Source organism: Achromobacter sp. MUI-25009338 (assembly GCF_057359325.1).
This window is the reverse complement of record NZ_CM170627.1, coordinates 5,206,522-5,232,202: the sequence shown is the minus strand read 5'-3', so window position 1 is coordinate 5,232,202 and position 25,681 is coordinate 5,206,522. Positions and strand designations below refer to the sequence as shown.

Here is a 25,681-nt window from a genome sequence, read left to right as displayed (position 1 = left end):
TTGCGCAGCTATATAGATAGGGTGTTGATGTTTGAAACTGATTATTGGGGGCGAACCTGCTCGTCGCCAAGGGCGAATTCAAGCACCTCCGGCATCCAGCGCTCGAAATCGGACAGCCCGTGGTCGCTGCCTTGCACGATGCGCTGGCGGCAGCCCGCGTACCGGTCGCGCATTTCGCGCCAGTCCAGCACCTCGTCGCCGGTGGCCGCGACCAGGAAGTAGCGGTCGGGCTGGGTGACGCGGGCGACGCGGATCGCAGCGAGCTCGTCCACGTAGCCGGGCAGGAAGGTGAACGGCGCGTCGGAATGATACATGCGGTGTTCGCCGACCTGAGTGGCCAGGTCGCGCGCGGCCTCGACGGCGGGGTTGAGCAGCACGGCCTTGCAGCCCAGCTGCTCGGCCAGCCAGGTGGCGTAGTAGCCGCCCAGCGACGAGCCGATCACGGTCAGCGCCCGCGCGCACGCCGCGCCTTCGAGCTGGCGCCGGGCGATGTCCAGCGCCAGTTCCACGGCCTCTTTGGGGCTGGGCGGCAGCTGCGGGCAGGCCCAGGCCGCCGACAGGCCGCGCGCGGCCATGGCGTCGGCCATCATCCGGGCCTTGAATGAGGTCGGCGAGGAACGGAAACCGTGCAGATAGAGAATCATGTCTCGCCTTTGCCTTGGGGTCTGGATCAGGGGCGCGCCTGCAGGGCGTCCAGCAGCTTGCCGTGCACGCCGCCGAAGCCGCCGTTGCTCATCACCAGCACCTGGTCGCCCGGACGGGCGGCGGCGGCCACCGCGGCCACCAGCGCTCCGAGGTCATCGTAGCTCGAAGCCCGCTCGCCCAGGGGCGCCAATACTTCCGCGGGATTCCAGCCCAGCGCGTGCTTGCCCGAATGGGCGCCGAAGCAGAACACCAGGTCGGCGTCGGCCAAGGCCTCGGGCAGGCGCGCCGCCATGGTGCCCAGCTTCATGGTGTTCGAGCGCGGCTCCAGCACCGCCAGGATGCGCGCCGCGCCGACCTGGCGGCGCAGCCCCTCGATGGTGGTGGCGATGGCGGTGGGGTGGTGCGCGAAATCGTCGTAGACCTTGATGCCGTTGACCGTGCCGCGCAGCTCCATGCGGCGCTTCACGCCGGCAAAGCGGGTGAGGGCCTCGATGCCCTGCGCCACCGGCACGCCCACGTGTTCGGCGGCGGCCAGTGCGGCCAGCGCGTTCATCCGGTTGTGCTCGCCGCCGAGGTTCCAGCGCACCGTGCCCGCCGGCTCGCCGGCGCGCAGCACCTCGAAGGCGCCGTCCGCGTCCGGCGCGCCCGCCTGCCAGGCGCCATCGGCACCGAACGTGACGGTTTCCGACCAGCATCCGCGCGCAATGACGCGGTCCAGCGCCTCGCAGTGCGTGGGCCGCACGATGCGCCCGGAGCCGGGAATGGTGCGCACCAGATGATGGAATTGGGTTTCGATCGCGGCCAGATCCGGGAAGATGTCGGCGTGATCGTATTCGAGATTGTTCAGGATGGCCGTGCGCGGACGGTAATGGACGAACTTGGAGCGCTTGTCGAAGAACGCGGTGTCGTACTCGTCCGCCTCGATCACGAAGGGCCGGCGGGCCGGATCGTAGCGGGCCGATACCTGCAGGTCCTGCGCCATGCCGCCGATCAGGAAGTTGGGCGCCAGGCCGGCGGCCTCCAGCACCCAGGCCAACATGGAGCTGGTGGTGGTCTTGCCGTGGGTGCCGGCCACGGCCAGCACGTGCGCGCCGGGCAGGATGTTGTCGCCCAGCCATTGCGGGCCCGACACGTAGCGCGCGCCCGACTCCAGTATGGCCTCCATCAGCGGATTGCCGCGGCTGACCACGTTGCCGATCACGTACAGATCGGGTTTGAGCGCCATTTGTTCGGGGCCGAAGCCTTCGATCAGCTCGATGCCTTGTTCGGCCAGTTGCGTGCTCATGGGCGGGTACACGCCCGCATCGCAACCGGTGACCTTGTGGCCGGCCGCGCGCGCGATCAGCGCCAGGCCGCCCATGAACGTACCGCAGATGCCTAGTATGTGCAGGTGCATTGAAAACTCTCCTGCCCTGCATTGTATATATAGCGACCCGGCGCCTGCCGCGGCCTTGCGCGTGCGCAGCGACAAGAAAAGGCGCAAACGGTTATGATCGCGCCATGAATCGACGTCTACTCCTGTCCGCCGGCGTGGCCATCGCGGCCGCTGTCGCTGGCGGCTATACGTTCATGGGACGCAAGGCGCCGGCGCCCGCGGCTGGGCCTGCCGGCGGCGGCGACCCGATAGCCGACCTGATGCAGCTGCAGCTGCCCGACCTGGCGGGGGCGTCCCATTCGCTGGCCGGCTGGAAGGGCCAGCCCATCGTGGTCAATTTCTGGGCGACCTGGTGCGCGCCCTGTGTGCGCGAGATGCCGGAACTGGACGCGCTGCAGAAAAAATACCCGGATATCCGCTTTGTCGGTATCGGTGTCGATTCCGCCGCGAACATTCAGAAATTCGTCGAGAAAGTGCAGGTTTCCTACCCCTTGTGGGTAATCGGCGCGGGTGCGATAGATACACTCCGCAAGCTGGGAAATCCCGCCGGAGGCCTGCCTTTTACTATTGTTTTCAATGCAGATGGCAGTATTAACCGGAAGATATTGGGTGAAATCCAGCCAGACGATCTGGACAAGACTTTATCTGGTTTAAAGGCGTAAGTCTGTTGGACAAATAGTAGGAATTGGCGTAAAAAGCTGGTTTATCGACTGTTTTGCCAACAATTGGCAAACCACTCTTGGTCAAGCGCATGGCGCAAAACATACTGGTATTGCATGGCCCGAACCTGAACCTGCTCGGCACCCGGGAACCTCATATCTACGGCAGCCTCACGCTGGCCCAGATCAATGAGGGACTGGAACTGCTGGCAGGCGAATTGGGCGCCACGCTGACAGCGTGGCAAGGCAACCACGAAGGCGCGCTGGTCGACCGTATCCAGGCGGCCCGGCAGGACGGCACTGACTTCATCATCATCAATGCGGCGGCCTATACGCATACCAGCGTTGCGATCCGCGATGCGCTGGCCGGGGTCGCGATCCCATTTATTGAAGTACATTTGTCCAATCTGTATAAGCGAGAGCCGTTCAGGCATCACTCTTATCTGTCCGATCTGGCGGTAGGCCTCATCAGCGGCCTCGGCGCGGACGGCTACGAGGCGGCGCTGCGTTACGCAGTGCGGCACTGATCTCGCACCAACTCACAGCAACTACATATCTTTACGGCGCGCGCCCGATGCAGGGACGTTGCCGACACTATCTCGGGAAGCAGCTTCTATGGACCTTCGAAAACTCAAAACCCTGATCGACCTGGTGGCTGAATCGGGCATCGCCGAGCTGGAAATCACCGAAGGCGAAGGCAAGGTAAGGATCGTCAAGTTCTCGCAAACCTTGCAGCCGGTCGCCTACCACCAGCCGGAAGCGGGCGTGCCCGCCGCGCCCGTGGCCCAGCAGCCCGCCGCCCCGGCCGCTCCCGCCGCCGAGGCCGCCCCGGTCATCCAGGGCCACGTGGTCAAGGCCCCCATGGTCGGCACCTTCTACCGCGCGCCGAACCCGGGCGCCGCGCCGTTCGTGGACGTGGGCGCCACCGTCAAGGAAGGCGACCCGCTGTGCATCATTGAAGCCATGAAGCTGCTCAATGAAATCGAGGCCGACAAGTCCGGCGTCATCAAAGAAATCCTGGTCGAGAACGGTGAGCCCGTCGAGTACGGCCAACCCCTGTTCGTCATTGGCTGATAGCTGAACATGTTCGAAAAAATCCTGATCGCCAACCGGGGCGAAATCGCCCTGCGCATTCAGCGCGCTTGTCGCGAGCTGGGCATCAAGACCGTGGTCGTGCACTCCGAGGCCGACCGCGAAGCCAAGTACGTGCGCCTGGCCGATGAATCCGTGTGCATCGGGCCCGCGCCGTCGCGCGAAAGCTACCTGAACATGCCGGCCATCATCTCGGCCGCCGAAGTCACGGATTCCGAGGCCATCCACCCCGGCTACGGTTTCCTGTCCGAGAACGCCGATTTCGCCGACCGCGTCGAGAAAAGCGGCTTCGTGTTCATCGGCCCGCGTCCCGACACCATCCGCCTGATGGGCGACAAGGTCAGCGCCAAGCGCGCCATGATCGAAGCCGGCGTGCCGGTGGTGCCGGGCTCGGAAGGCGCGTTGCCCGACGATCCGCAGGAAATCCTGCGCGTTGCGCGTGAAGTCGGCTATCCGGTCATCATCAAGGCCGCCGGCGGCGGCGGTGGCCGCGGCATGCGCGTGGTGTACACCGAGGCCGCGCTGCTCAACGCCGTCACCATGACGCGTTCGGAAGCGGGCGCCGCGTTCAACAACCCGGAAGTCTATATGGAGAAGTTCCTCGAGAACCCGCGCCATGTGGAAATCCAGGTGCTGGCCGACGGCGGACGCAACGCCGTGTGGCTGGGCGAGCGCGACTGCTCCATGCAGCGCCGCCACCAGAAGGTCATCGAAGAAGCGCCCGCGCCGGGTATCGCGCGCCGCCTGATCGAGCGCATCGGCGACCGCTGCGCCGACGCCTGCCGCAAGATGGGCTACCGCGGCGCCGGCACGTTCGAGTTCCTGTACGAAAACGGCGAGTTCTATTTCATCGAAATGAACACCCGCATCCAGGTCGAGCACCCGGTCACCGAGCTGATCACCGGCGTGGACCTGGTCCAGCAGCAGATCCTGATCGCCGCCGGCGAGAAGTTCACGCTGCGCCAGCGCGACATTTCGTTCAAGGGCCACGCCATCGAATGCCGCATCAACGCCGAAGATCCGTTCCGCTTCGTGCCCAGCCCGGGGCGCATCACCAACTGGCATACGCCGGGCGGCCCGGGCGTGCGCATCGATTCGCACGCGTTCAACGGCTATTTCGTGCCGCCGAACTATGATTCGATGATCGCCAAGGTCATTACCTACGGCGATACGCGCGACCAGGCGCTGGCGCGCATGCGCATCGCGCTGTCGGAAATGGTGGTGGAAGGCATCTCCACCAACATCCCGCTGCATCGCGAACTGTTGCAGGACGCCCGCTTCATCGAAGGCGGCACCAGCATCCACTACCTGGAAAACAAGTTGGCGCAGCGTCCCTGACCAACGATTCTGGGGCCTCACGGCCCCTTTTTGCGCCAAGGAACCCGTCTCTGCGGAGCCGCTCCAAAGCGATAGGGCCGACGGGCCGCGGCATGCGCCGCGGCCCGTCGGCCAGATGGAAGAACTATCATGCGTGAACTCGTGCTCCATTGCCTGGAGGCTCAGGCCGAGGCCCTGTCCGATGCGCTGCTCGAAGCGGGCGTGCTGTCGGTGTCGGTCGAAGACGCCGACCTGGGCACCGATGACGAGCGCCCCTTGTTCGGCGAGCCGGGCACCGAGCCCGACGTCCAGGCCTGGGACCGCAACCGCGTCGTCGCGCTGTTGCCCGATGGCGCCGATCCGGCCCAGATCATGGCCGAGGCCGCCGAGGCCGGCGAGCTCGACCCGGCGCTGTTCGCCGGCTGGAGCCTGCGCGAAGTCCCCGACGCGGACTGGGTGCGCCTGACGCAGTCGCAATTCGGCCCCATCCACATCGCCGAACGCCTGTGGATCGTGCCCAGCTGGCATCGCGACAATCCCGACGTGCCCGGTTTCGAGCCGGACGCGCCGGTGCAGGACGGCGCGATCCACATCGAGCTCGATCCCGGCCTGGCCTTCGGCACCGGCAGCCATCCGACCACGCACCTGTGCCTGGCCTGGCTGGAAGCCGACATGCCGCAGGGCGCCACGCTGCTGGACTACGGCTGCGGCTCGGGCATCCTGGCCATCGCCGCGCGCAAGCTGGGCGCGGGTCCGACCCTGGCGGTCGACATCGACGCCCAGGCCGTGCAGAGCACGGCCTTCAACGCCGGGGTCAACCAGGTCGAACTCCAGGCCATGCTGCCCGACGCGCTGCCCGAAGGCACGTTCGGCGTGGTGGTGGCCAACATCCTGTCCAATCCGCTCAAGGTGCTGGCTCCCATGCTGGCCGGGCGCGTTGCCGCCGGCGGCCATCTGGTGCTGTCGGGCGTGCTCGAGCGCCAGGCCGAGGAAGTCGCCGCCGCGTACGCGCCCTGGATCGCCATGTCGGTCTGGCGCGCCCGCGACGGCTGGGTCTGCCTGCACGGCCGCAAGGCCTGAGCGCCCGCGCCGCGTGACCGCGCCATGGCACTGACCACCCGCTGCCCGCAGTGCGGCACCTCCTTCAAGGTGGTGCCCGACCAGCTTCGGGTGCGCAACGGCCTGGTGCGCTGCGGAGCCTGCGCGACCGTGTTCGACGGCCGCGCCTGCCTGCTGCCGGAGGCGGGCGCACCGCCCGTCGCGCCGCCGCCCGCGGCGCCGTCCGTGCCGCCCGCGCATGCCAACGCCGCGCCGGTGCTGACGCCGCCGGCCGCTCCCGTCGCCGCTCCCGCGGAAATCCCTCCCTGGGAAGACGAGCCGCACATTCCTGCCGTCGCGCCCGAGCCGCCGCCTGCCCCCGCGCCGTCGCCCGCCGTGCTGCGCGGCCGCGACGACATCCGCCGGCGCGCCGAACCCATGATCGGCCCGTATGCCGATCCGGACGGCCGCAGCCGGCACGTGGACGTGCGCGACGAAGCGCGCGACGACGAGTACGAGGACGAAGACGAATACGCGCAGGACCAACGCGAGGACTACGACGATCCGCGCGAGCCGGTGCTGGGCGACACGCGCACGCGTTATTCCAGCGCCACCGACGTGGGCCGCGCGCCGCCCGAGTTCCTGGACCAGGACCGCGAGGACCGCCGCAGCCTGATCGGCAAGCTGTGGGGCGCGGCCTGCCTGGCCGGCCTGATCGCGCTGGCTTTCCAGTTGCTGTACGTGTATCGCAGCGACATCGCCAACGCCGTGCCGGCCTTGCGGCCGGTGCTGGAAAGCGTGTGCCGGCCGCCCCAATGCACCGTGGGCTACGCGCGCCGCATCGAGCGCATCGCGATTTCGTCGTCGTCGCTGCAGCCGCCGGCCGGCGCCGCCGCCATCGACGACGGGCGCACCCGGCTGGTGCTGCGCCTGGTGCTGCGCAACCGCTACGACAAGCCGCAGCACTGGCCGGCGCTGGTGCTGGACCTGACCGACCTGTCGGACACGGTGGTCGTGCGCCGCGTGCTGATGCCCGAAAACTACCTGACTCCCGAGCAGCTGCGCGGCCCGTTCGCGCCGGCCGGCGAGATGAAAGTCTCCGTACCCATTGAAGTGACCGGCGTGCAGGTCAATGGCTACCAAATCGATAAATTCTTTCCTTAAAGGATGACAAGCATGGCGACCCCCGTTCTGGTCTGCGGTTCGATGGCGTTCGACACCATCGCGGTGTTCGAAGGACGCTTCAAGGAACACATCCTGGCCGACCGCGTGCAATCCCTGAGCGTGTCGTTCCTGGTGCCCAGCATGCGCAAGGAATACGGCGGCTGCTCGGGCAATATCGCCTACAACATGCAGCTGCTGGGCGGCAAGCCGGTGCCGGTGGCCACCGTGGGCGAGGACGCCGGCGAATACCTGGAGCGCCTGTCCGGCCTGGGCATCGACGTCAGCCGCGTGAAGGTCGTGCCCGGCACCTTCACGGCGCAATGCTTCATCACCACCGACCTGGACGACAACCAGATCGCGGCCTTCCACCCGGGCGCCATGTCGCACTCGGCCGACAACGACCTGAGCGACGCCGACGCGGCCTGGGCCATCGTCGCGCCCGACGCCAAGGAGGGCATGTTCGCCCACGCCGAGCGCCTGAACAAGCGCGGCATCCCGTTCATTTTCGACCTGGGCCAGGCCATGCCGCTGTTCGACGGCGCCGACCTGGAGCGCATGCTCGGACTGGCGCAGGCGCTGGCCGTCAACGATTACGAGGCCGGCGTGGTGGAGCAGCGCACCGGCCGCAGCATGGCCGATATCGCCCGCTCGCTGCAGGCCGTGGTGGTGACGCGCGGCGGCGAAGGCGCCACGCTGCTGACCGAAGGCAAGACCATCGAGATCGAGCCGGTGCGCGCCGCCGCCGTGGTGGACCCCACCGGCTGCGGCGACGCGCAGCGCGGCGGCCTGCTGTACGGCCTGACCAGCGGCTCGAGCTGGCAAGACAGCTGCCGCCTGGGCAACGTCATGGGCGCCATCAAGATCGCTTCGCGCGGGCCGCAGAACCATGCGCCGTCGCGCGCCGAGATCGACGCGGTGCTGCACGCCACCTACGGCATCCGCCTGCCGGCCTGAGCGGCCGGGAACCCGGCGGCGCGGGCCAGGTCGAATCATCGTCGGGACGGCCGCCGCGCGGGCTGCGCTGTTTGCAGCTTCTGGCCTTGAGTTTCAGTATGTTGCAGCAGCGTGAACCGTCCCTCGCGGGCAGAGTATGATCGAATAGTCGTCGGCCTTGCCGATCGAGGAGTCCAAATGAACCAAAGCAAATCCATTACCCTGGCCGCGCCGCGCACCGGCCGCTGGCTCGCCATCGCCGCCGTCGTCACCTCGCTGGCCGTGCTGGGCGGCTGCGCCAACCGCAGCGCTTCCAGCGGCGTCTACAGCTATGACCAGGCGCAGCGCGAACAGATCGTGCGCACCGGTACCGTCACCGGCGTGCGCCCCATCGTGATCCAGGACGACAAGTCCAGCGGCGTCGGCATGGTTGCCGGCGGCGCGCTCGGCGGCGTGGCGGGCAACGCCATCGGCGGCGGCACCGGCCGCACCATCGCCACCGTCGGCGGCGTCATCCTGGGCGCGCTGGCGGGCAACGCCGTTGAAAACCGCGTCGGCAAGAGCTCCGGCTACGAAATCACCGTGCGCCTGGACAATGGCGAAACCCGCGTGGTCGCCCAGGAAGCGGACGTGCCCATCAGCGTGGGCCAGCGCGTCCAGGTGATCAGCGGCTCCGGCCCCACCCGCGTCACGCCGATGTAAATTGCCGCCATCCCGGCACCAAGCCCGCGCAAGCGGGCTTTTTTTCGGCCTGTCGCGGCGCCGCAACGCGGCGTCTCGGGACTTACCCGCAAGCGCCCGCCTACCGCAAAAGTTCAATGGCGGTCCGGCCGGCGTAGTGACATGATTGCGCCTGCGATCGACGCCGCCGCGCGTACATCATGTAACCATCTGCTTCGCGGCGTCGTTCATGGCGGGCTGGAATTTCAGTTCGGTTTCAGCATTTCCTCAGTAATCTCATCGTCCTCTATCCCAGGGCAGGGGACGTTCGCCCACAAGGCAACGCAACGCTGCACGAACCATGCATTCCGAGCAAGAACTCCACACCAGGATCGGCGAGATCGTCGAGTCGATCGTCATGAAGAAAGTCACTCCCGACACGCAGCTGATCGCCAGCGGCCTGGTCGACTCGCTGGCCGCCGTCGACATCACGCTGGCGGTCGAGTCGGAGTACGGTTGCAGCATCCCGGCTCCCGAGATCGCGGAGCATCTACAGTCGCTCCGCACGCTTGCCGGCTATGTCGCTGCCCATACTGCGTAATTCGCGCTTCTGTTCGCACGTCGCGGCCGCCGCGACGGCGGTGGCGCTGGCCATCGGCGCCTATTGGGGCGCCGACGAGCTGCTCAGCCGCATGGTGGTCCCCACGCAGCAGGCCGCGGTCGCGGCCGGCAGAAGCAACTACCTGCCCAACCTGGGGCCGGACTGGGGCACGCAGCACGTCAACCTGGAGCGCCTGGGCAACGCCCTGAGCGACGGCACGCTGGTCGTGCTGGGCTCGTCGGAATTGTCCAGCCATGACCTGCGCTTCGTGCCCTACCGCTTTTTCCCGCAAGAGCTGAAGGTGCCCACGCTGGCCTATGGCCACGCCATGTTCCAGTCCTACGGCATCGTCAGCGTGCTGGAGTCGGTGGCGGATTCGCTCACGCCCAACACGCGGCTGGCGATCATGCTGTCGCCGGCCTGGTTCGCCTCGGGCGGCCAGCTGCCGCGCAGCGCCTTCGCCGAGCACGTGACCGGCCCGGTCTGGGACCGCCTGTGGGACCGCCCCAGCACGCGCGAGCAGATGCAGAACTGGATCACCGACAACGCCAACTGGGGCCTGCTCTGGCTGATCGCCAACGGCCAGGTCGCCGAGCTCAAGGACAAGCTGGCGCTGTGGTGGCAGGCGCGCAAGGAGCCGGCGCCCGACCGTCCGCGCAGCAAGCTGTCGGTGCCGGCGCACCGCTACGTGGCCTGGCCGTCGGCGGCGCGCCTGGACGCGGGCCAGTGGAGCCGGATCACGCACCAGGCCCGCGAAGTCGAGCGCAAGCTGGGCGGCCACAATCCCTACGACGTGCGCGACGATTATTACCAGCAGTACCTGGCGCCCCTGTATTCGCCGGCCCGCAACGAGTTCGCCGACGTCGATCCCATCACCCGGGCCGAACTGGGCGACCTGTCGCGCGTCATGGCCTTGCTGCAGAAGCGCAAGGTCCACGCCTATTTCGTCATCCAGCCGTTCAATCCCAAGCTCATCCTGGACGTCGAGCGCTTCGATCCGGTGGTGGCCGCCATCACCGGCATGTGCGCGCGCTACCAGATGGGCTGCCTGGACCTCTACAGCATCCCCTTCGAGCCGGGCATGCTGCGCGACGACATGCACCTGGCCGAGCTCGGCTGGGCGCTGGCCGACCAGGGCATTGCGGAGTACTTTTCCCGATGAACAAATTGTTCCACTGGGCCAGGCCCAAGGCGGGCGATCCCGCGCAAGGGCAGGAAACCCGCAAGGCCGCCGCCGCATGGGGGCGGCGCTTCCTGTGGCACCTGTGCCTGTATCTCGGGGTGATCCTGGTGTTCGTGCTGCAGGCGCAGCCCACCACGGGCAGCGGCGGACCGATCAAGGTCGAATTCCAATACCAACAGTTCTGAGCCCGGCATGGAATTGTTCGCAAGCCTGAGTTTTTTCGGCGGCGCCCTGTGCGGCGGCCTGGGCCTGTTGGCGTACCGCTTCTTCGGCATGCCGATGCGCATCGGCTACCGGCACATCATCGGCGTGGTCTGCCTGGGCGTCTGGATGGCGGTGTTCTGGGCGCGCCCCTACCAGCCCATCGCGCTGATGGCCATCGCCGGCGGCGCGCTGTGGGCAGTGCGGCGCGGCTACATCCCGACCTGGCTGGGCGTGATCGTGACGATGGCGCCGCTGCTGCTGGTGAAGACCGGCGTGTCGCACCTGGGCGCCATGCTGGGCCTGTCGTTCGCGACCTTCCGCGCCATCGACGTGCTGCTGTTCGCGCAGCGCAACGAGCGCGTCTCGCCGCTGGACTACTTCATCTACCTGTTCTTCCCGCTCGCGCTGCTGGCCGGCCCCATGTACCGCTGGCGCAATTTCCAGGCGGATCTGAAGCGCGGCTACGAAGGCGTGAACCTCAACACCTGGCTGGCCGGGCTGGAGCTGATCATGCTGGGCGTGATCCAGAAGTTCGGCCTGGCCGAGCTGATCTGGCGCTACGGCCTGGCGACGCTGGACGCGCACGACTATTCGCTGACCGGCGTGGCGCTCAATGCCTCGCTGTACAGCGCCTACCTGTTTTTCGATTTCGCCGGCTACTCGACCATGGCGATCGGCATCGGCATGCTGTTCGGCTTCACGCTGCCCATCAACTTCCGCAATCCGCTGGCGACGCTGAATCCGCAGGACTTCTGGCGGCGCTGGCACATCAGCCTGTCGGAATGGCTGCGCGACGTGGTCTTCATGCCCATCTACAAGGCGCTGAGCAAGACCGCGTACTTCTCGCGCCACCGCCTGGCCGCGCAGAACATCGGCATCTTCGCGACCCTGCTGGCCATGGGCGTGTGGAACGGCCTGTCGCTGCATTACATCGTCAGCGGCTTGATGTTCGGCGCCTATTCGGTGGGCCACAACCTGCTGGTCAACGCCGCGCGCACCCGCCCTGCATTGCAGGCCGCGCTGGCGCGCCCGCTCATGCGCCTGCTCGGGCGCGTGCTGACCCTGGTCCTGGCGGCGCTGGCGCTCTACGTGTTCAGCGGCCGCAGCCCTATTTGACGCCGGGAGCATCGGCATGCGTTTCGACCTGAAATCCTTCCGTTTCGCGGATTCCGAACTCGCGCCCGAGGCGCTCGCCGTCGCCGGCGCCGACCGCAGCCTGAGCTGGGCGCAGCTGCGCGACGAAGCGGCCGCCTGGGCCGGGCAGGCGCGCCGCCACGGGCTGGGGCCGGACGTGCCGGTGGCGATATACGGCCACAAGGAGGCGTCGTTCTTCGTCGCCATGGTCGGGGCGCTGTCCATCGGCGCGCCGTTCGTGCCGGTCGACACCATCTATCCCGCCGAGCGCCTGCGCCGCATCGTCGAGATCGTGCGCCCCGGCGCCGTCTACGACGCGGCCGCCGGCACGTTCGCGCCGCACGAGGGCGCCATGCTGCAGGAGCGCGGCCTGGCCTACGTCATGTTCACCTCGGGCAGCACGGGCGATCCGAAGGGCGTGCAGATCGGCCGCGAAAGCGTGGGGCTGCTGGGCGACTGGATGCTGGGCAGCTTCGGCCTGGGCGAGGCGCCGGTGTTCATGAACCAGGCGCCGTTCAGCTTCGACCTGTCGATGTACGAGGTGTTCGCCACCCTGGCCTCGGGCGGCAGCTGCGTGCTGAACGCGCGCGAGCAGATCGCGCAGGCCGCCGCCTGGGTGCCGCGGCTGGCCGCGCATGGCGTGACGGTCTGGGTGTCGACGCCGTCCTTCGCGCACCAGCAGCTGGCCAACCGCGATTTCTCGCCGGCCGCGCTGCCCACGCTGCGCACCTTCCTGTTCTGCGGCGAGCCGCTGCCGGCGGCGCTGGCGCGCAAGCTGCGCCAGCGCTTTCCCGACGCGGTCATCCTGAACACCTACGGCCCGACCGAGGCTACCGTGGCCACCACGTGGATCGAAGTCACCGACGCCGTGCTGGCCGCGCACGACCCGCTGCCGGTGGGCCGCGCCAAGCCGGACAGCGTGCTGCTGGTCGACGAGGGCGGCGAGATCTGCATCGTGGGCGACCACGTCATGCGCGGCTATCTGAACCGCGCCGACCTGAACCAGGCCAAGCTCTACACCTATGCCGACGGCCGGCGGGCGTTTCGCACCGGCGACCTGGGGCAGATGGGGGAGGAGGGGCTGCTGTTCTGCCGCGGCCGCATGGACGACCAGATCAAGCTGAACGGCTACCGCATCGAACTGGCCGAGATCGACGAGGCGCTGCACGGCCTGCCGGGCGTGGAGGGCGGCGCCTGCGCGGTGCTGCGCCGGCCCGACGGCACGGCGGTGCGCCTGATCGGCTTCGTGGCCGGCGTGGCGCCGGCGGACCAGCCGGCGAGCCTGCTGGCGCCGCAGGCCCTGGATGACTGGAAGGCGCGGCTGGCGCAGCGCCTGCCGCCTTATATGGTGCCGTCAGAACTGGTGGCCTGCGCGGCGCTACCCATGTCGAACAACCACAAGATCGACCGTAAGAAGCTGGTCGAGATCTACAGCGCGATTCCGGTGTAGCTAGATGCCCATCATGCCGTAGCTCAGGCGGGCCAGGATCATCAGCAGGATCTGCGCGGCCACCAGCAGCACCAGCGGCGAGAAGTCGATCGAGGTGCGCGGCAGCACGCGGCGGATGGGGTTGAGCAGCGGGTCGGTCAGCGCCTGCAGCAGCGGCATCATGGGCGCCATCGGATTGACCCACGACAGCACCGCCTGGATCAGCGTCAGCCAGACCACCAGGTTGAGCGCCCATTTGGCCGCCAGGATCAGCGCCGAGCCCATGGCCGCGGGCAGCAGCTCGGCGGGAATCAGCGCGCCGATGGCCACCAGCCAGATCAGCACCAGGTAGACCAGCGCCGACAGCCACACGGCGACCAGGCTGGTCCAGTCGATCTTGTTGCCGGCGGGAATGATCTTGCGCAGCGGCGACACCAGCCAGTTGGTGGCCTGGTAGACCGCGCGGGCCAGGGGATTGAAGGGATGCAGCCGTATGGCGTGCATCCATGCGCGGGCGATCAGCGCCGCGCCGAACAGCGTGAACAGGATTTCGAGAAGGAAACGGAAGATTTCACCGAGCATGGACACGTTCACCCTGAAAAAGAGGAGTCAATTGTCGCACGCGCCACCGTGAAAAAAACCCCTCCATGCGGCCGGTGCAGACGGCCTCGCGACAAAAAAGCCGCCCGGCATGGGCCGGGCGGCTTCTGGCGAAGCTAGGGCTTCGAACCGTCCTGATTAGGGACGGCCACCGGTCGGGAACGGCCACGACGCGGCGGGGTTCAGCGCGGTCTTCGCGCCCGGGGCGGCAGCCGTGGACGGCGGCGTTACGGGCTTCTTCGGAGCGGCTTTCTTCGCGGCAGGCTTCTTGGCAGCGGCCGGCTTCTTGGCAGCAGCAGGCTTGGCGGCAGCGGGAGCCTTCTTGGCGGCGGGGGCCTTCTTGGCAACCGCCTTCTTGGCGACGGCCTTCTTGGCTACCGCTTTCTTGGCAACGGCCTTCTTGGCAGGCGCCTTCTTGGCGACGGCCTTCTTGGCAACCGCCTTCTTGGCGACGACCTTCTTGGCTACCGCTTTCTTGGCGACGGCCTTCTTGGCAGGCGCCTTCTTGGCGACGGCCTTCTTGGCTACCGCTTTCTTGGCGACGACCTTCTTGGCTACTGCCTTCTTGGCGACGGCTTTCTTGGCAACCGCCTTCTTGGCGACGGCCTTCTTGGCTACCGCTTTCTTGGCGACGGCCTTCTTGGCGGCAACCTTCTTGACTGCCGGCTTCTTGGCGGCAACCTTCTTCACTGCCGGTTTCTTGGCGGCGACTTTCTTGACGGCTACCTTCTTGACGGCAGCTTTCTTGGCCGGGGCGGCCTTCTTAGCTACTGCCTTCTTGGCGGCGGGCTTTTTCACCGCTTTCTTTACGGCTTTCTTGGCTGTTGCCATGGTCATGCTCCTTAGGTTCAGGGGTCCCAGAACTTAAACCCGTGCCCCGACCCACCCTTCGGCGGACCGTGCCCGGGCTATTCATCGGCGCATGCCGCTGTCCTGTGCGAGCAACAGCTACTACGGTTTGCGCTAATGAATTCGGCACAGCCATTTGATATGGCCCCCGCTCCTTTGGCGCGAGCCATTTCAAATGGCGCCGGCCGGCAGCCCGATCACGGGCCCCGACCGCTTGTTCTACGTGTTCGAAAACGATTCCGGAACACCCTGACCAGAGAGCGCATCATCGAGCCTGTCGCGAACGCGACGCCCCTGGTTCAGGGGCGTGCCCGCGCCGGGCCCGATGGCGTACTGCCTTACTCCCAGCTCAGCGTGCCACCGGTTTGGTATTCGATCACGCGAGTTTCAAAAAAGTTGCGTTCCTTTTTAAGGTCGATCATTTCCGCCATCCACGGGAAGGGATTCTCTTCCTGCGGGAACAGCGGCTCGATACCGATTTGCTGGCAACGGCGGTTGGCGATGAAGCGCAGGTAGGACTTGAACATGGGTGCATTCAGGCCCAGCACGCCGCGCGGCATCGTGTCTTCGGCGTAAGCGTATTCGAGTTCGACCGCTTTGCGGAAGAGTTCTCGGATTTCTTCGCGGAATTCCGGCGTCCACAGATGCGGATTTTCCAGCTTGATGGTGTTGATGAGGTCGATGCCGAAGTTGCAGTGCATGGATTCATCGCGAAGGATGTACATGTACTGCTCGGCCGCGCCGGTCATCTTGTTCTGGCGGCCCAGCGCCAGGATCTGCGTGAAGCCAACGTAGAAGAACAGGCCTTCCATCAGGCAGGCGAAGACGATCAGCGACTTCAGCAGCGTCTGGTCGGCTTCGGGAGTGCCCGTCTTGAAGTTGGGGTCCGCGATCGCGTCGATGAACGGGATCAGGAATTCGTCCTTGGCGCGGATGGACGGGACTTCGTTGTAGGCGTTGAAGATCTCCGCCTCGTCCAGGTCCAGGCTTTCGACGATGTATTGATAGGCGTGCGTGTGGATCGCTTCCTCGAACGCCTGGCGCAGCAGGAACTGGCGGCACTCGGGCGCCGTGATGTGGCGGTAGGTGCCCAGCACGATGTTGTTCGCGGCCAGCGAGTCGGCCGTGACGAAGAAGCCCAGGTTGCGCTTGACGATGCGGCGCTCGTCCTCGGTGAGCCCGTTCGGGTTCTTCCAGAGGGCGATGTCGCGCGACATGTTGATCTCTTGCGGCATCCAGTGGTTGGCGCAAGTGGCCAGGTACTTCTCCCATGCCCACTTGTACTTGAAGGGCACGAGCTGGTTGACGTCCGTCTGGCCGTTGATGACGCGCTTGTCGGCAACCTTCACGCGTTGCGAGGTGGCGGAGCCGCTGACCGCCAGGCCGGCCGCGTGTTCAGGCGCGGCAGGCGTGGGCAGGGCGGCGTCGCCGAACACGCCGGTCGCGGCCCGCACGGCGGGCTCGGCCTGGCCGCCCGCCGCGGGGGCGGGCGATTGCGCAGGTTGCGTGGCGATGTTGTCGTCTTCCCAATTAATCATGATTCATTCTCCGGAGGCGGTTATTGGCAGGCTTCGCACTCTTCGAAGCCGGGGTCGCCCGGCCGCATGGTGCAAACCGCCCCGAGAACTTCGGGTTCCGGCAAAACAGTTGCGGCAGCCACGGCAGGCGCCGTGGATTGGACTCCCGCGCTGACGGCGTTCAGTTCGCCGCCGCGACCCGTGGACTTCTCGGCGCTGGTGGCGCCCAGGGTGCGCAGGTAGTAGGTCGTCTTCAGGCCACGCTTCCAGGCCAGCTTGTAGGTGTCGTCCAGCTTCTTGCCCGAAGCGCCGGCCATGTAGATGTTCAGCGACTGGGCCTGATCGATCCACTTCTGGCGACGCGAAGCGCATTCCACCAGCCAGCTCGGTTCGACTTCGAACGCGGTGGCGTAGAGTTCGCGGAGTTCGGAAGGTACGCGATCGATGCGGGACAGGCTGCCGTCGAAGTACTTGAGGTCGGCGACCATGACTTCGTCCCAGAGACCGAGTTTCTTCAGGTCACGCACGAGGTAATCGTTAACGACCGTGAACTCGCCGGAGAGATTCGATTTGACGTACAAGTTCTGGAAAGTGGGTTCGATGCACGCAGATACACCAATGATATTGGAAATAGTCGCGGTTGGGGCGATTGCGATGCAATTGGAGTTGCGCATGCCGTGTTCTTTGATGCGCGCGCGCAACGCATCCCAATCGAGCGTGCTCGACTCATCGACGTCGACGTGACCGCCGCGCTCATCGCGCAGCATCTTCAACGTGTCTTGCGGCAGGATGCCGCGCGACCACAGCGAGCCTTCATACGATTGATAGCGGCCGCGTTCTTCGGCCAGCAGGCTCGAAGCCCAGTACGCGTGATAGCACACGGCTTCCATCGAGGTGTCGGCGAATTCGACGGCGGCCTGCGAAGCGTAAGGCACGCGCATCATCTGCAGGCAGTCCTGGAAGCCCATGATGCCCATGCCCACCGGACGATGGCGCGCGTTCGAGTTGCGGGCCTTGTCGACGGCGTAATAGTTGATGTCGATCACGTTGTCGAGCATGCGCATGGCGATGCGCACCGTGCGCTTGATCTTCTCGTGGTCGAGTTCGAAACCGCCGCCGGCGGCCGGCTTCATGTGCGCGACCAGGTTCACCGAACCCAGGTTGCACACCGCGATTTCGGATTCGTTGGTGTTCAGCGTGATCTCGGTGCACAGGTTCGAGCTGTGGACCACGCCCACGTGCTGCTGCGGCGAACGGATGTTGCACGGATCCTTGAAGGTGATCCACGGGTGGCCGGTTTCGAACAGCATCGACAGCATCTTGCGCCACAGCGAGACGGCCGGCATCTTCTTGAAGAGCTTCAGTTCGCCGCTGGCGACGCGGGCTTCGTAGCCCAGGTAGGCGCGCTCGAATTCCTGGCCGACCTTGTCGTGCAGGTCAGGGCAGTCCGACGGCGAGAACAGGGTCCATTCGCCGTTTTCCATGACGCGCTTCATGAACAGGTCGGGAATCCAGTTCGCCGTGTTCATGTCGTGGGTGCGGCGGCGTTCGTCGCCGGTGTTCTTGCGCAGTTCGAGGAATTCCTCGATGTCCAGGTGCCACGTTTCCAGGTAGGTGCAGACGGCGCCCTTGCGCTTGCCGCCCTGGTTCACCGCGACCGCGGTGTCGTTGACGACCTTCAGGAACGGCACCACGCCCTGGCTTTCGCCGTTGGTGCCCTTGATGTGGCTGCGCAGCGCGCGCACCGGGGTCCAGTCGTTGCCCAGGCCGCCGGCGTACTTGGCCAGCAGCGCGTTTTCCTTGATGGCGTCGTAGATGCCTTCCAGGTCGTCGGAGACGGTGGTCAGGTAGCACGACGACAGTTGCGAGTGCAGGGTGCCCGAGTTGAACAGCGTCGGCGTCGAGCTCATGAAGTCGAACGAGGACAGGATCTCGTAGAACTCGATGGCGCGCGCTTCGCGGTCGGTCTCGCGCAGCGCCAGGCCCATGGCCACGCGCATGAAGAACACCTGCGGCAGTTCGATGCGGGTGCCGCGGATGTGCAGGAAGTAGCGGTCGTACAGCGTCTGCAGGCCCAGGTAGCTGAACTGCAGGTCGCGCTTGGCGTTCAGGGCCTGACCCAGCTTGGCCAGGTCGAAGCTGGCCAGTTCGGGCGACAGCAGGCCGCCTTCGATGCCGCGGGCGATGAAGGTGGGGAAGTATTCGGCGTAGCGGGTGCTCATGCCGTCCTGCGAGACTTCTTCGCCCAGCACTTCCTTGCGGATCGTGTGCAGCAGCAGGCGCGCGGTGACCTGGCTGTAGGCCGGGTCTTTTTCGACCAGCGCGCGCGCCGACAGGATGGCGGACTTGAACACTTCGTCGACGGGGATGCCGTCATACAGGTTCTTGACCGTTTCCTTCAGGATCGCTTCGGTGTCGATGAATTCGGCCAGGCCTTCGCCGGCGGCGACGATGGTGGCGCGCAGTTCGGCCAGGTTCAGCGGACGGCGCACGCCGGCGTCGGTCACGTTCAGCGCGTGTTCCTGCGGCGCGGCGGCGGCCTTTTCCTGGCCTTCGGCGGCGGCGGCAGCGGCGCGTTCCTGGGTGCGCTTTTCGCGGTACAGCACGTAGGAGCGGGCGACGTCATGCTGGCCCGAGCGCATCAGCGCCAGTTCGACCTGGTCTTGCACGTCTTCGATGTGGAAGGTGCCGCCGCCGGGGCGGTTGCGCACCAGCGCGTTGACGACCTGCGAGGTCAGCGATTCCACCAGTTCGCGCACGCGCGCGGACGCGGCGCCCTGGCCGCCGTTGACCGCCAGGAAGGCCTTGGTCATGGCGATGGCGATCTTGTTGGGTTCGAACCCGACCACCGAGCCATTGCGGCGGATCAGGTTATAGCTGGCCCATTGCCCGTTGTCGGCGGCGGGGGAGTCGGTTTGCGAGGGCGGCACGGCCGTGGGCCGGGTCACAGAGGCGATCGTAGTCTGCATGGAAGCTCCTGTGCGAAAAGCGCGTAGATGACGACATGACGGGGTCATGTCCGGTACGAAATCGGGTCTTTTTGAGGGGAATCGCGACGCTTGGACGCCTAGTCCAAATGGCGTGGCTGAAGGGAATCAGCGCATAAGCGACCACAATATGTAGTGTAGCATCCCTCGATGGACACTAATTCTAGTGATCGAGTGCGACAGCGACAAGAAGAAGATAAGACGGGGTTCACAAAAGTTGTTACCAAATGCACTGGGCGCGCCCAGCAAGGCGCGCCCAGGAAGCTGCGGCTGAAAGCAAGCGTTTATGCGGTCTTGCGCAGGGGCATGTCGTGCGGGGCAGGCGCCGTATAGCTTTGCATCAACCGGCTTAACTCGGTCCGATACTTTTCGACGCTTGCCGCCTTCACGTGGCCGTACCCGCGTATGGTTTCCGCAAGGGCGGCGATTGTAGCCGCTTGGCCGATATTGTCCCGGTTCAGGCCCGCAAGCAGCTGCTGCACGGTCTGGCGGTACTCGCCGATCAGCGCCCGTTCCATCCTGCGTTCGGCAGTGCGGCCGAACGGATCGAACCAGGTGCCGCGCAAGCCCTTCAGGCGCGCCAGCGCCTTGAGCGCGGTCATGGTGCGCGGGCCCAGCGTGACCTTGCGCGGCACGCCGGTGCGCGGGTCCTTGCGGGCGAAGATCGGCGGCGCCATGTGAAAGCGCAGGCTGTAGTCGCCCTCGAACTGGCTGTCGAGCTGCGCCTGGAAGGCCGGGGCGGTGTAGAGCCGCGCGACTTCGTACTCGTCCTTGTAGGCCATGAGCTTGAACAGGCCGCGCGCCACCGCCAGCGCCAGGCGCGGGCTGCGGGCGTCGGGCGCCAGTTCGCGCTCGCGCGCGGCCACCGCCTCCACCGTCGCCTGGAACTCGCGCGCGTAGGCGGCGTTCTGGTAGGCGGTCAGGTCCTCGATGCGCCGCGCCACGGCGCGCTCGAAGGTCTCGGGCATGTGCAGCTGCACCACCTGGGCGCGCGGGCGCAGCGCGCCTTCCAGCGCGTCGGGCTGGTGCGCGGCCAGGCGGCCGTTGTCGAACGCGGCGCGGTTGGCGGCCACGGCCACGCCGTTCAGTTCGATGGCGCGGTAGATGGCGGCCTGCGACAGCGGCACGCCGCCGCGCTGCCAGGCATAGCCCAGCATGAACATATTGGACAGGATGCTGTCGCCGAACAGCGCCAGCGCGGCGGCGTGCGCGTCGATCTCGGCGGTGCAGGCCTCGCCGGCCGCGTGGCGGATCTTGGCCAGCAGCGCCTCGGGCCGCATGGCGACGTCCGGATTGCGCGTGAACTCGGACACCGGCGCCACATAGGTGTTGACGGTGACCTTGGTGTGGCCGCGGCGCAGCGCGCCCAGCGAATCCGGCGCCACCGAGGCCACCGGGTCGCACAGGATCGCGGCATCGGCCTGCTGCCAGTCCAGGCGCACCGGGCCGGCGGGCGCGCCCGCCGGGGCCAGCCGGATATGGCTGACCACCGTGCCGCCTTTCTGCGCCAGCCCGGTCAGGTCCAGCACGGCGGCCGACAGGCCTTCCAGGTGCGCCGCCATCGACACGATGGCGCCGATGGTGATGACGCCGGTGCCGCCCATGCCGGCCACCAGCAGGCGGTAGGGCTGCTCCAGCGCCGGCACGGCCGGCAGCGGCAGTTGCGCGATCAGCTGTTGCAGGCGGTCCTGGTCGGCCTTGGGCGCGGCGCTCTTTCTGGGCTTGCCGCCCATGACCGAGACGAAGCTGGGGCAGAAGCCCTCCACGCACGAGTAATCCTTGTTGCAGCTGGACTGGTCGATGGCGCGCTTGCGGCCGTAGGGCGTCTCCAGCGGCACCACCGACAGGCAGTTCGACTGCACGCCGCAGTCGCCGCAGCCTTCGCAGACCGCGCTGTTGATCAGCAGGCGGCGCGCCGGATCGGGGAACTGGTTCTTCTTGCGGCGGCGGCGCTTTTCGGCGGCGCAGGTCTGGTCGTGGATCAGCACGGTCACGCCGGGGATCTCGCGCAGTTCGCGCTGCAGCGCGTCGAGTTCGCGGCGGTGGTGCACCTTGATGCCGGGCCCCACGTCCACGCCCTGGTACTTTTCCGGCTCGTCGCTGGTGACGACGATGCGGGCCACGTTCTCGCCGCGCAGCTGCTGGCAGATCTGCGGCACCGAGATCGGGCCGTCGACGGGCTGGCCGCCGGTCATCGCCACCGCGTCGTTGAAGAGGATCTTGTAGGTGATGTTGGCGCGCGCGGCCACGGCCTGGCGGATCGCCAGATAGCCCGAGTGGTAATAGGTGCCTTCTCCCATGTTCTGGAAGATGTGCGGCATCTCGGTGTAGCGCGACAGGCCGATCCAGTCCACGCCTTCGCCGCCCATCTGGGTCAGGCCGCCGGTGTCGCGGTCCATCCAGGCGGCCATGTAGTGGCAGCCCACGCCGGACAGCGCCTGGCTGCCTTCGGGCACCTTGGTCGAGGTGCTGTGCGGACAGCCCGAACAGAAATAGGGGCGGCGGCGCATGCCGTCGGCGTCGTTGGACAGCGGCGCCTGGCATTCGAAGGCGGCCAGGTCCGCGGCCAGCGGCAGGCCGGCCGCGCGGCTGAGCCAGCCGGCCAGCGGGCGCGCCAGCAGCGAGGGGCGCAGCTGGCCGGCCGAGGGCACCATGGGTTCGCCGTCGAAGCCCTTCTTGCCGATGACCGTGGGGCGGTCCGGCAGATTGAACAGCAGGTCCTTGATCTGGCTTTCGACCACCGCGCCTTTTTCCTCGACCACCAGGATGTGCGAGAGGCCGCGCGCGAACGCCAGCAGGCGCTCCGCGTCCAGCGGCCAGGTCAGGCCGGGCTTGTAGATGCGCACCGGCGCGTTGGCGGTGACGGTGTCCACGCCCAGGCGCGACAGCGCCTCCATGGTGTCCAGGTGCGCCTTGCCCACCGTGACGATGCCGACGGCGGCCTTGGGCGCCGCGCAGACCAGGCGGTCGATGCTGTGGCGGCGCGCGAACGCGGCCACCGCCCGCATGCGCAGGTTCATGCGCGTTTCGACGGCCAGCGACAGGAAATCGCGCGCCGAATATTCCAGCGATTCGGGCGGCAGGTCCGGGTCGGCCGGCATATCGTACGAGACCGGCTGCGCCGGCGTGAAGGAGTGGCCGCTCTCGATGGTCTCGGACACCGCCTTGAACGCGACCCAGGTCCCCGAATGGCGCGACAGGGCCCAGCCCCACAGCGCGAAGGTTTCGTATTCGTCGATCGAGGCGGGATGCACGATGGGCATCTGCCAGCCGATCAGCGAGGCCTCGCTGGCGTGCGGGATCGAGGACGAGACGGCGGTGTGGTCGTCGCCCACCACCACCAGCACGCCGCCGTTGCGCGAGGCGCCCGCGGCGTTGCCGTGGTGCAGCGCGTCGCCGGCGCGGTCCACCCCCGGGCCCTTGCCGTACCACATCGCGAACACGCCATCGACCTTGCGGTCGGCGCGCATCCCGGCCTGCTGCGTGCCCATGACGGCGGTGGCCGCCATGTCTTCGTTGATGCCGGGCAGGAAGCTGATCTGGTTGTCGTCCAGCGCTTTCTTGGCTTTCCACATCGCCATGTCCACGCCGCCCAGCGGCGAGCCGCGGTAGCCCGAGACGAAACCGGCCGTGTTCAGGCCGCGCTCGCGGTCGAGCCGGCGCTGGGTGAGCATGATGCGCACCAGCGCCTGCGTGCCGGTCAGGAAGATGCGGCCGGCGCTGCGGGTGAGGTTGTCGGCCAACTGGTAGTCGAGGTCCAGCTCGGGTTCGGCGGCGGGGGTACCGTCCATAGTGAATACTCCTGGTTTTCGGCACTATGATAGGTTCGCCCGGGAGCCGATTCATTGCGTTATCGGATCGTGCTATCCCTATAATTCGAAATAAACATTTCGTTTATATAAAACCAGGAGACAACGCATGGACAAGACCGATATCGGCATACTCAAGGCCTTGCAGGAGGATGGCCGGGCCTCGGCGCAGCAATTGTCGGAAAAGGTCGGCCTGTCGGCCGCGCCGGTGTGGCGGCGGGTCAAGGCGATGGAGGCCAGCGGGGTGATCCAGGGCTACAGCGCCCAGGTGGACCGCAGCAAGGTCGGGCTGGGCTGCATGTTCGCGCAGATCAGCCTGGAGCGGCATTCCGCCAATACGGTCGAGAACTTCGAGCGCTCGGTGCGCGACGCGCCCGAGATCCTGGAATGCTATGCGGTCACGGGGGATTCGGATTTCCTGCTGAAGATCCTGGTGGAAAGCCCCGAGGCCTACGACCGCTTCCTGCACCGCTTCCTGTTCAACATGCCCGGCATCCGCCAGACGCGCACCATCGTGGCGCTGCGCGAGATCAAGCACGAGCAGCGCCTGCCGCTGTAGCGGCGCCGCCCTCTACTCTATATAGATAGATATAGAGGGCGGCGGCTTTATTGCGGCTGGATGCCGGAGATGCGGATCCATTCCTTCCAGCGCTGGGCGTCTTCCTTCACGAAGGCGTCGAAGCGCGCCACGTCCATCGATTCCGGCGTCAGGCCGAGCGCGCGCAGCTTGTCCGAAGTGGCCGGGTCCCGCACGGCGGCCTGCAGGTGGGCGTTCATCCGTTCCACGATGTCCGGCGGCGTGCCCTTGGGGGCGGACAGGCCGAGCCAGCCGGCCACCACGAAATCCGGATAGTAGGAAGCCATGGTCGGCACCTCGGGCCAGGCCGGCTGCGCCTGCGCGCCGGTGACGGCGATGGGGATCAGGCCCTTGCCGTCGATCTGGCCCATCGCGGTCAGGTAGTCGACGAAGGCGAAGCCGATCTGCTTGCCGCGCAGGTCGGTGATGATCTGCGTGATGTTCTTGTAGGCCGCGCCGGTGATCTCGATGCCGGCGCGCTGCTTGAACAGTTCGGACGGCACCTGCGACGACGAACTGTAGTAACCGAAGAACACTTCGCCCGGATGCTTCCTGGCGTAGTCCACCAGCTCGGGCACGCTGCGGTACGGCGCGCCCGGCGCCACCACGCCCACGGTGCCGAAAGTGCCCAGCAGGCCGACCTGGCTGAAATCCTTTTGCGCGTCGTAGGGCAGGTTCTTGTACAGGTACTGGTTGGCGGCGTGGGTGGAATTGGTCGACAGCAGGAAGGTGTAGCCGTCGGGCGCGGCGTTGCGCGCGGCATTGGTGCCGACGATGCCGCCGGCGCCGGGACGATCCTCGACGACCACGGTCTGGCCGGTGCGCTCGCCCAGGAACTGGGCGAAGGTGCGCGCGGTGAGGTCGGCCGCGCCGCCGGCGGCCGACGGCACGATGAGGGTGACGGTCTTCTCGGGCCAGCCGGCGGCCTGCGCCGCCGAGGCCAGCAGCAGGCCGGCGCCGATCAGCGCCGGGCGTAGGAGTCGGGAAATGGACATGGGGGTCTCCTGTTTATGAGCTTGCGCGTGTGGGCGCTGCCGTTGTCGTCATGGGCCGAAGGAATCAGCCGAATTGCGCGCGGTGCCATTGCAGGATGGCGCGGGCGCTGGTCTGCCAGTCGTCCGCGTACATCATGCAGTGCGGCTGGCCGGCAAGCACCGCGTGCGAAAAGCCATAGCGCCGCGCGATGGCGAGGTCCTGGCCGGGCGGATGCCGGTCGTGGGTGTCCAGCCCGGCTTCCAGGCACAGGCCGGGCGCGCCGAAGGGAGCGTCGCCGATCGCCACGCGCAGCAGATAGCGGTCATTGAGCACTTCGGGGCTTTCAGCGCACAGGCGCCGGATCACGGCGTCGACGTCGCGGTCCGGCGCCGTCGCCAGGAAGCGGGCGCGGATCTCGGCGGCCTGCGGCGCCGGGCGCGGCGCGGCCGGCGGCACCGGCGGCAGGGCCAGCGCGCCGGGCAGGTCGCCGGGCGGCGAGGGCGCCAGCAGCACCACGCCGGCCACCGCGCGCCGGCGCGCGGCCAGCAGCGCCGGCAGCGCGCCCATGCTGTGGCCCACCACCACCCAGGACCCGGCCAGCGCATCGAGCGCGTCGGCCACGTCCTGGCCCAGGTCGGCGATGGTGGCGGACGCGAACGCCGCGTCCTGCGCCAGCGCGCCGTGGCCGCGCAGGTCCAGCGCGGCGCAGCCCAGGCCGGCGGCGGCGAAATAGGCCAGGTAGTGCGCGTAGCACCAGGCGCCGTGATAGGCGCCCGGCACGAACAGCAGGCCGGGCCGGGCGTCGCCGGGCCGCGCGCCGATCACCAGCCGGCCGCGGCCGGCCTCGTGCGCCGGCAGCCGGTCGATGAGGCTGAAGTCCAGCGGGTCTGCGCCGGTGTCCGAGAGTAAGGGGGAGAGGGCTGCGGTATTCAT

The 25,681-nt window shown here is 67.2% G+C and carries 23 protein-coding genes; 14 read left to right on the top strand and 9 right to left on the bottom strand.

Going from position 1 to position 25,681, the window contains the following annotated elements:
* Positions 1–41 precede the first annotated feature (41 nt).
* Positions 42–644, bottom strand: a complete 603-nt coding sequence (locus AC1IQ6_RS24695) for a YqiA/YcfP family alpha/beta fold hydrolase (protein WP_485865427.1) — start codon at positions 642–644, stop codon at positions 42–44.
* A gap of 26 nt (positions 645–670) precedes the next feature.
* On the bottom strand, positions 671–2,041 hold the full coding sequence (mpl, locus tag AC1IQ6_RS24690) for a UDP-N-acetylmuramate:L-alanyl-gamma-D-glutamyl-meso-diaminopimelate ligase (RefSeq protein ID WP_485865426.1): 1,371 nt from the start codon (positions 2,039–2,041) through the stop codon (positions 671–673).
* A gap of 104 nt (positions 2,042–2,145) precedes the next feature.
* Here mpl and AC1IQ6_RS24685 point away from each other — a divergent pair, with 104 nt between their 5' ends.
* The 13 genes from AC1IQ6_RS24685 (at position 2,146) to AC1IQ6_RS24625 (ending at position 13,455) form a co-directional block, all read left to right on the top strand.
* Positions 2,146–2,682 (top strand): TlpA family protein disulfide reductase, encoded by a 537-nt coding sequence (locus AC1IQ6_RS24685; protein ID WP_485865425.1) that lies wholly within the window; start codon positions 2,146–2,148, stop codon positions 2,680–2,682.
* 89 nt (positions 2,683–2,771) lie between these two features.
* On the top strand, positions 2,772–3,206 hold the full coding sequence (aroQ, locus tag AC1IQ6_RS24680; protein WP_102775880.1) for a type II 3-dehydroquinate dehydratase: 435 nt from the start codon (positions 2,772–2,774) through the stop codon (positions 3,204–3,206).
* Between the two features lie 88 nt (positions 3,207–3,294).
* Positions 3,295–3,753 carry an acetyl-CoA carboxylase biotin carboxyl carrier protein gene (gene accB / locus AC1IQ6_RS24675; RefSeq protein ID WP_102775766.1) on the top strand — a complete coding sequence of 153 codons (459 nt, stop codon included), beginning with the start codon at positions 3,295–3,297 and terminating at the stop codon, positions 3,751–3,753.
* A 9-nt stretch (positions 3,754–3,762) separates the two neighbouring features.
* Positions 3,763–5,109, top strand: a complete 1,347-nt coding sequence (gene accC / locus AC1IQ6_RS24670) for an acetyl-CoA carboxylase biotin carboxylase subunit (protein WP_102775767.1) — start codon at positions 3,763–3,765, stop codon at positions 5,107–5,109.
* A gap of 129 nt (positions 5,110–5,238) precedes the next feature.
* On the top strand, positions 5,239–6,168 hold the full coding sequence (prmA, locus tag AC1IQ6_RS24665; protein WP_209165616.1) for a 50S ribosomal protein L11 methyltransferase: 930 nt from the start codon (positions 5,239–5,241) through the stop codon (positions 6,166–6,168).
* Between the two features lie 24 nt (positions 6,169–6,192).
* Entirely contained in the window at positions 6,193–7,290 is a 1,098-nt protein-coding gene (locus AC1IQ6_RS24660; RefSeq protein WP_485865424.1) for a DUF3426 domain-containing protein, read from the top strand.
* 12 nt (positions 7,291–7,302) lie between these two features.
* Positions 7,303–8,244, top strand: a complete 942-nt coding sequence (locus AC1IQ6_RS24655) for a carbohydrate kinase family protein (RefSeq protein WP_485865423.1) — start codon at positions 7,303–7,305, stop codon at positions 8,242–8,244.
* Between the two features lie 177 nt (positions 8,245–8,421).
* Positions 8,422–8,925 carry an outer membrane lipoprotein gene (locus tag AC1IQ6_RS24650; RefSeq protein ID WP_102775771.1) on the top strand — a complete coding sequence of 168 codons (504 nt, stop codon included), beginning with the start codon at positions 8,422–8,424 and terminating at the stop codon, positions 8,923–8,925.
* Positions 8,926–9,244: 319 nt separating this feature from the next.
* On the top strand, positions 9,245–9,484 hold the full coding sequence (locus AC1IQ6_RS24645; protein ID WP_485865422.1) for an acyl carrier protein: 240 nt from the start codon (positions 9,245–9,247) through the stop codon (positions 9,482–9,484).
* Positions 9,462–10,646: a D-alanyl-lipoteichoic acid biosynthesis protein DltD gene (locus tag AC1IQ6_RS24640; RefSeq protein ID WP_485865421.1), complete on the top strand. Its 1,185-nt coding sequence runs from the start codon at positions 9,462–9,464 to the stop codon at positions 10,644–10,646. Before AC1IQ6_RS24645 ends, AC1IQ6_RS24640 begins: the two co-directional genes overlap by 23 nt.
* A complete protein-coding gene (locus tag AC1IQ6_RS24635) occupies positions 10,643–10,852 on the top strand; it encodes a hypothetical protein (RefSeq protein WP_485866606.1) in 210 nt (69 codons plus the stop codon). Before AC1IQ6_RS24640 ends, AC1IQ6_RS24635 begins: the two co-directional genes overlap by 4 nt.
* Positions 10,853–10,859: 7 nt before the next feature.
* Positions 10,860–11,987, top strand: coding sequence for an MBOAT family O-acyltransferase (locus AC1IQ6_RS24630; protein WP_209165619.1), 1,128 nt, complete (start codon positions 10,860–10,862; stop codon positions 11,985–11,987).
* 16 nt (positions 11,988–12,003) lie between these two features.
* Complete coding sequence (locus AC1IQ6_RS24625) at positions 12,004–13,455, top strand: D-alanine--poly(phosphoribitol) ligase (RefSeq protein WP_111826741.1); 1,452 nt, start codon at positions 12,004–12,006, stop codon at positions 13,453–13,455.
* Here AC1IQ6_RS24625 and AC1IQ6_RS24620 read toward each other — a convergent pair whose 3' ends face one another.
* The 5 genes from AC1IQ6_RS24620 to AC1IQ6_RS24600 all read right to left on the bottom strand — a co-directional run bounded on the left by AC1IQ6_RS24620 (position 13,456) and on the right by AC1IQ6_RS24600 (position 23,178).
* The gene (locus AC1IQ6_RS24620) at positions 13,456–14,016 is read right to left on the bottom strand and encodes a YggT family protein (RefSeq protein ID WP_102775776.1); all 561 of its coding nucleotides are present in this window, start codon (positions 14,014–14,016) and stop codon (positions 13,456–13,458) included. It lies immediately after the preceding gene.
* A gap of 156 nt (positions 14,017–14,172) precedes the next feature.
* Entirely contained in the window at positions 14,173–14,865 is a 693-nt protein-coding gene (locus tag AC1IQ6_RS24615) for a histone H1-like DNA-binding protein (RefSeq protein ID WP_111826740.1), read from the bottom strand.
* A 356-nt stretch (positions 14,866–15,221) separates the two neighbouring features.
* Complete coding sequence (locus tag AC1IQ6_RS24610) at positions 15,222–16,421, bottom strand: ribonucleotide-diphosphate reductase subunit beta (RefSeq protein WP_102775778.1); 1,200 nt, start codon at positions 16,419–16,421, stop codon at positions 15,222–15,224.
* A gap of 20 nt (positions 16,422–16,441) precedes the next feature.
* Complete coding sequence (locus AC1IQ6_RS24605; protein WP_102775779.1) at positions 16,442–19,369, bottom strand: ribonucleoside-diphosphate reductase subunit alpha; 2,928 nt, start codon at positions 19,367–19,369, stop codon at positions 16,442–16,444.
* 302 nt (positions 19,370–19,671) lie between these two features.
* The gene (locus tag AC1IQ6_RS24600; protein WP_485865420.1) at positions 19,672–23,178 is read right to left on the bottom strand and encodes an indolepyruvate ferredoxin oxidoreductase family protein; all 3,507 of its coding nucleotides are present in this window, start codon (positions 23,176–23,178) and stop codon (positions 19,672–19,674) included.
* Positions 23,179–23,305: 127 nt separating this feature from the next.
* Here AC1IQ6_RS24600 and AC1IQ6_RS24595 point away from each other — a divergent pair, with 127 nt between their 5' ends.
* Positions 23,306–23,755, top strand: a complete 450-nt coding sequence (locus AC1IQ6_RS24595; protein ID WP_008159001.1) for an Lrp/AsnC family transcriptional regulator — start codon at positions 23,306–23,308, stop codon at positions 23,753–23,755.
* 47 nt (positions 23,756–23,802) lie between these two features.
* On the opposite strand, the gene AC1IQ6_RS24590 is transcribed toward AC1IQ6_RS24595, so the two are convergent.
* A complete protein-coding gene (locus AC1IQ6_RS24590; RefSeq protein ID WP_111826738.1) occupies positions 23,803–24,768 on the bottom strand; it encodes a Bug family tripartite tricarboxylate transporter substrate binding protein in 966 nt (321 codons plus the stop codon).
* A 64-nt stretch (positions 24,769–24,832) separates the two neighbouring features.
* A complete protein-coding gene (locus AC1IQ6_RS24585) occupies positions 24,833–25,681 on the bottom strand; it encodes an alpha/beta hydrolase (protein WP_111826737.1) in 849 nt (282 codons plus the stop codon).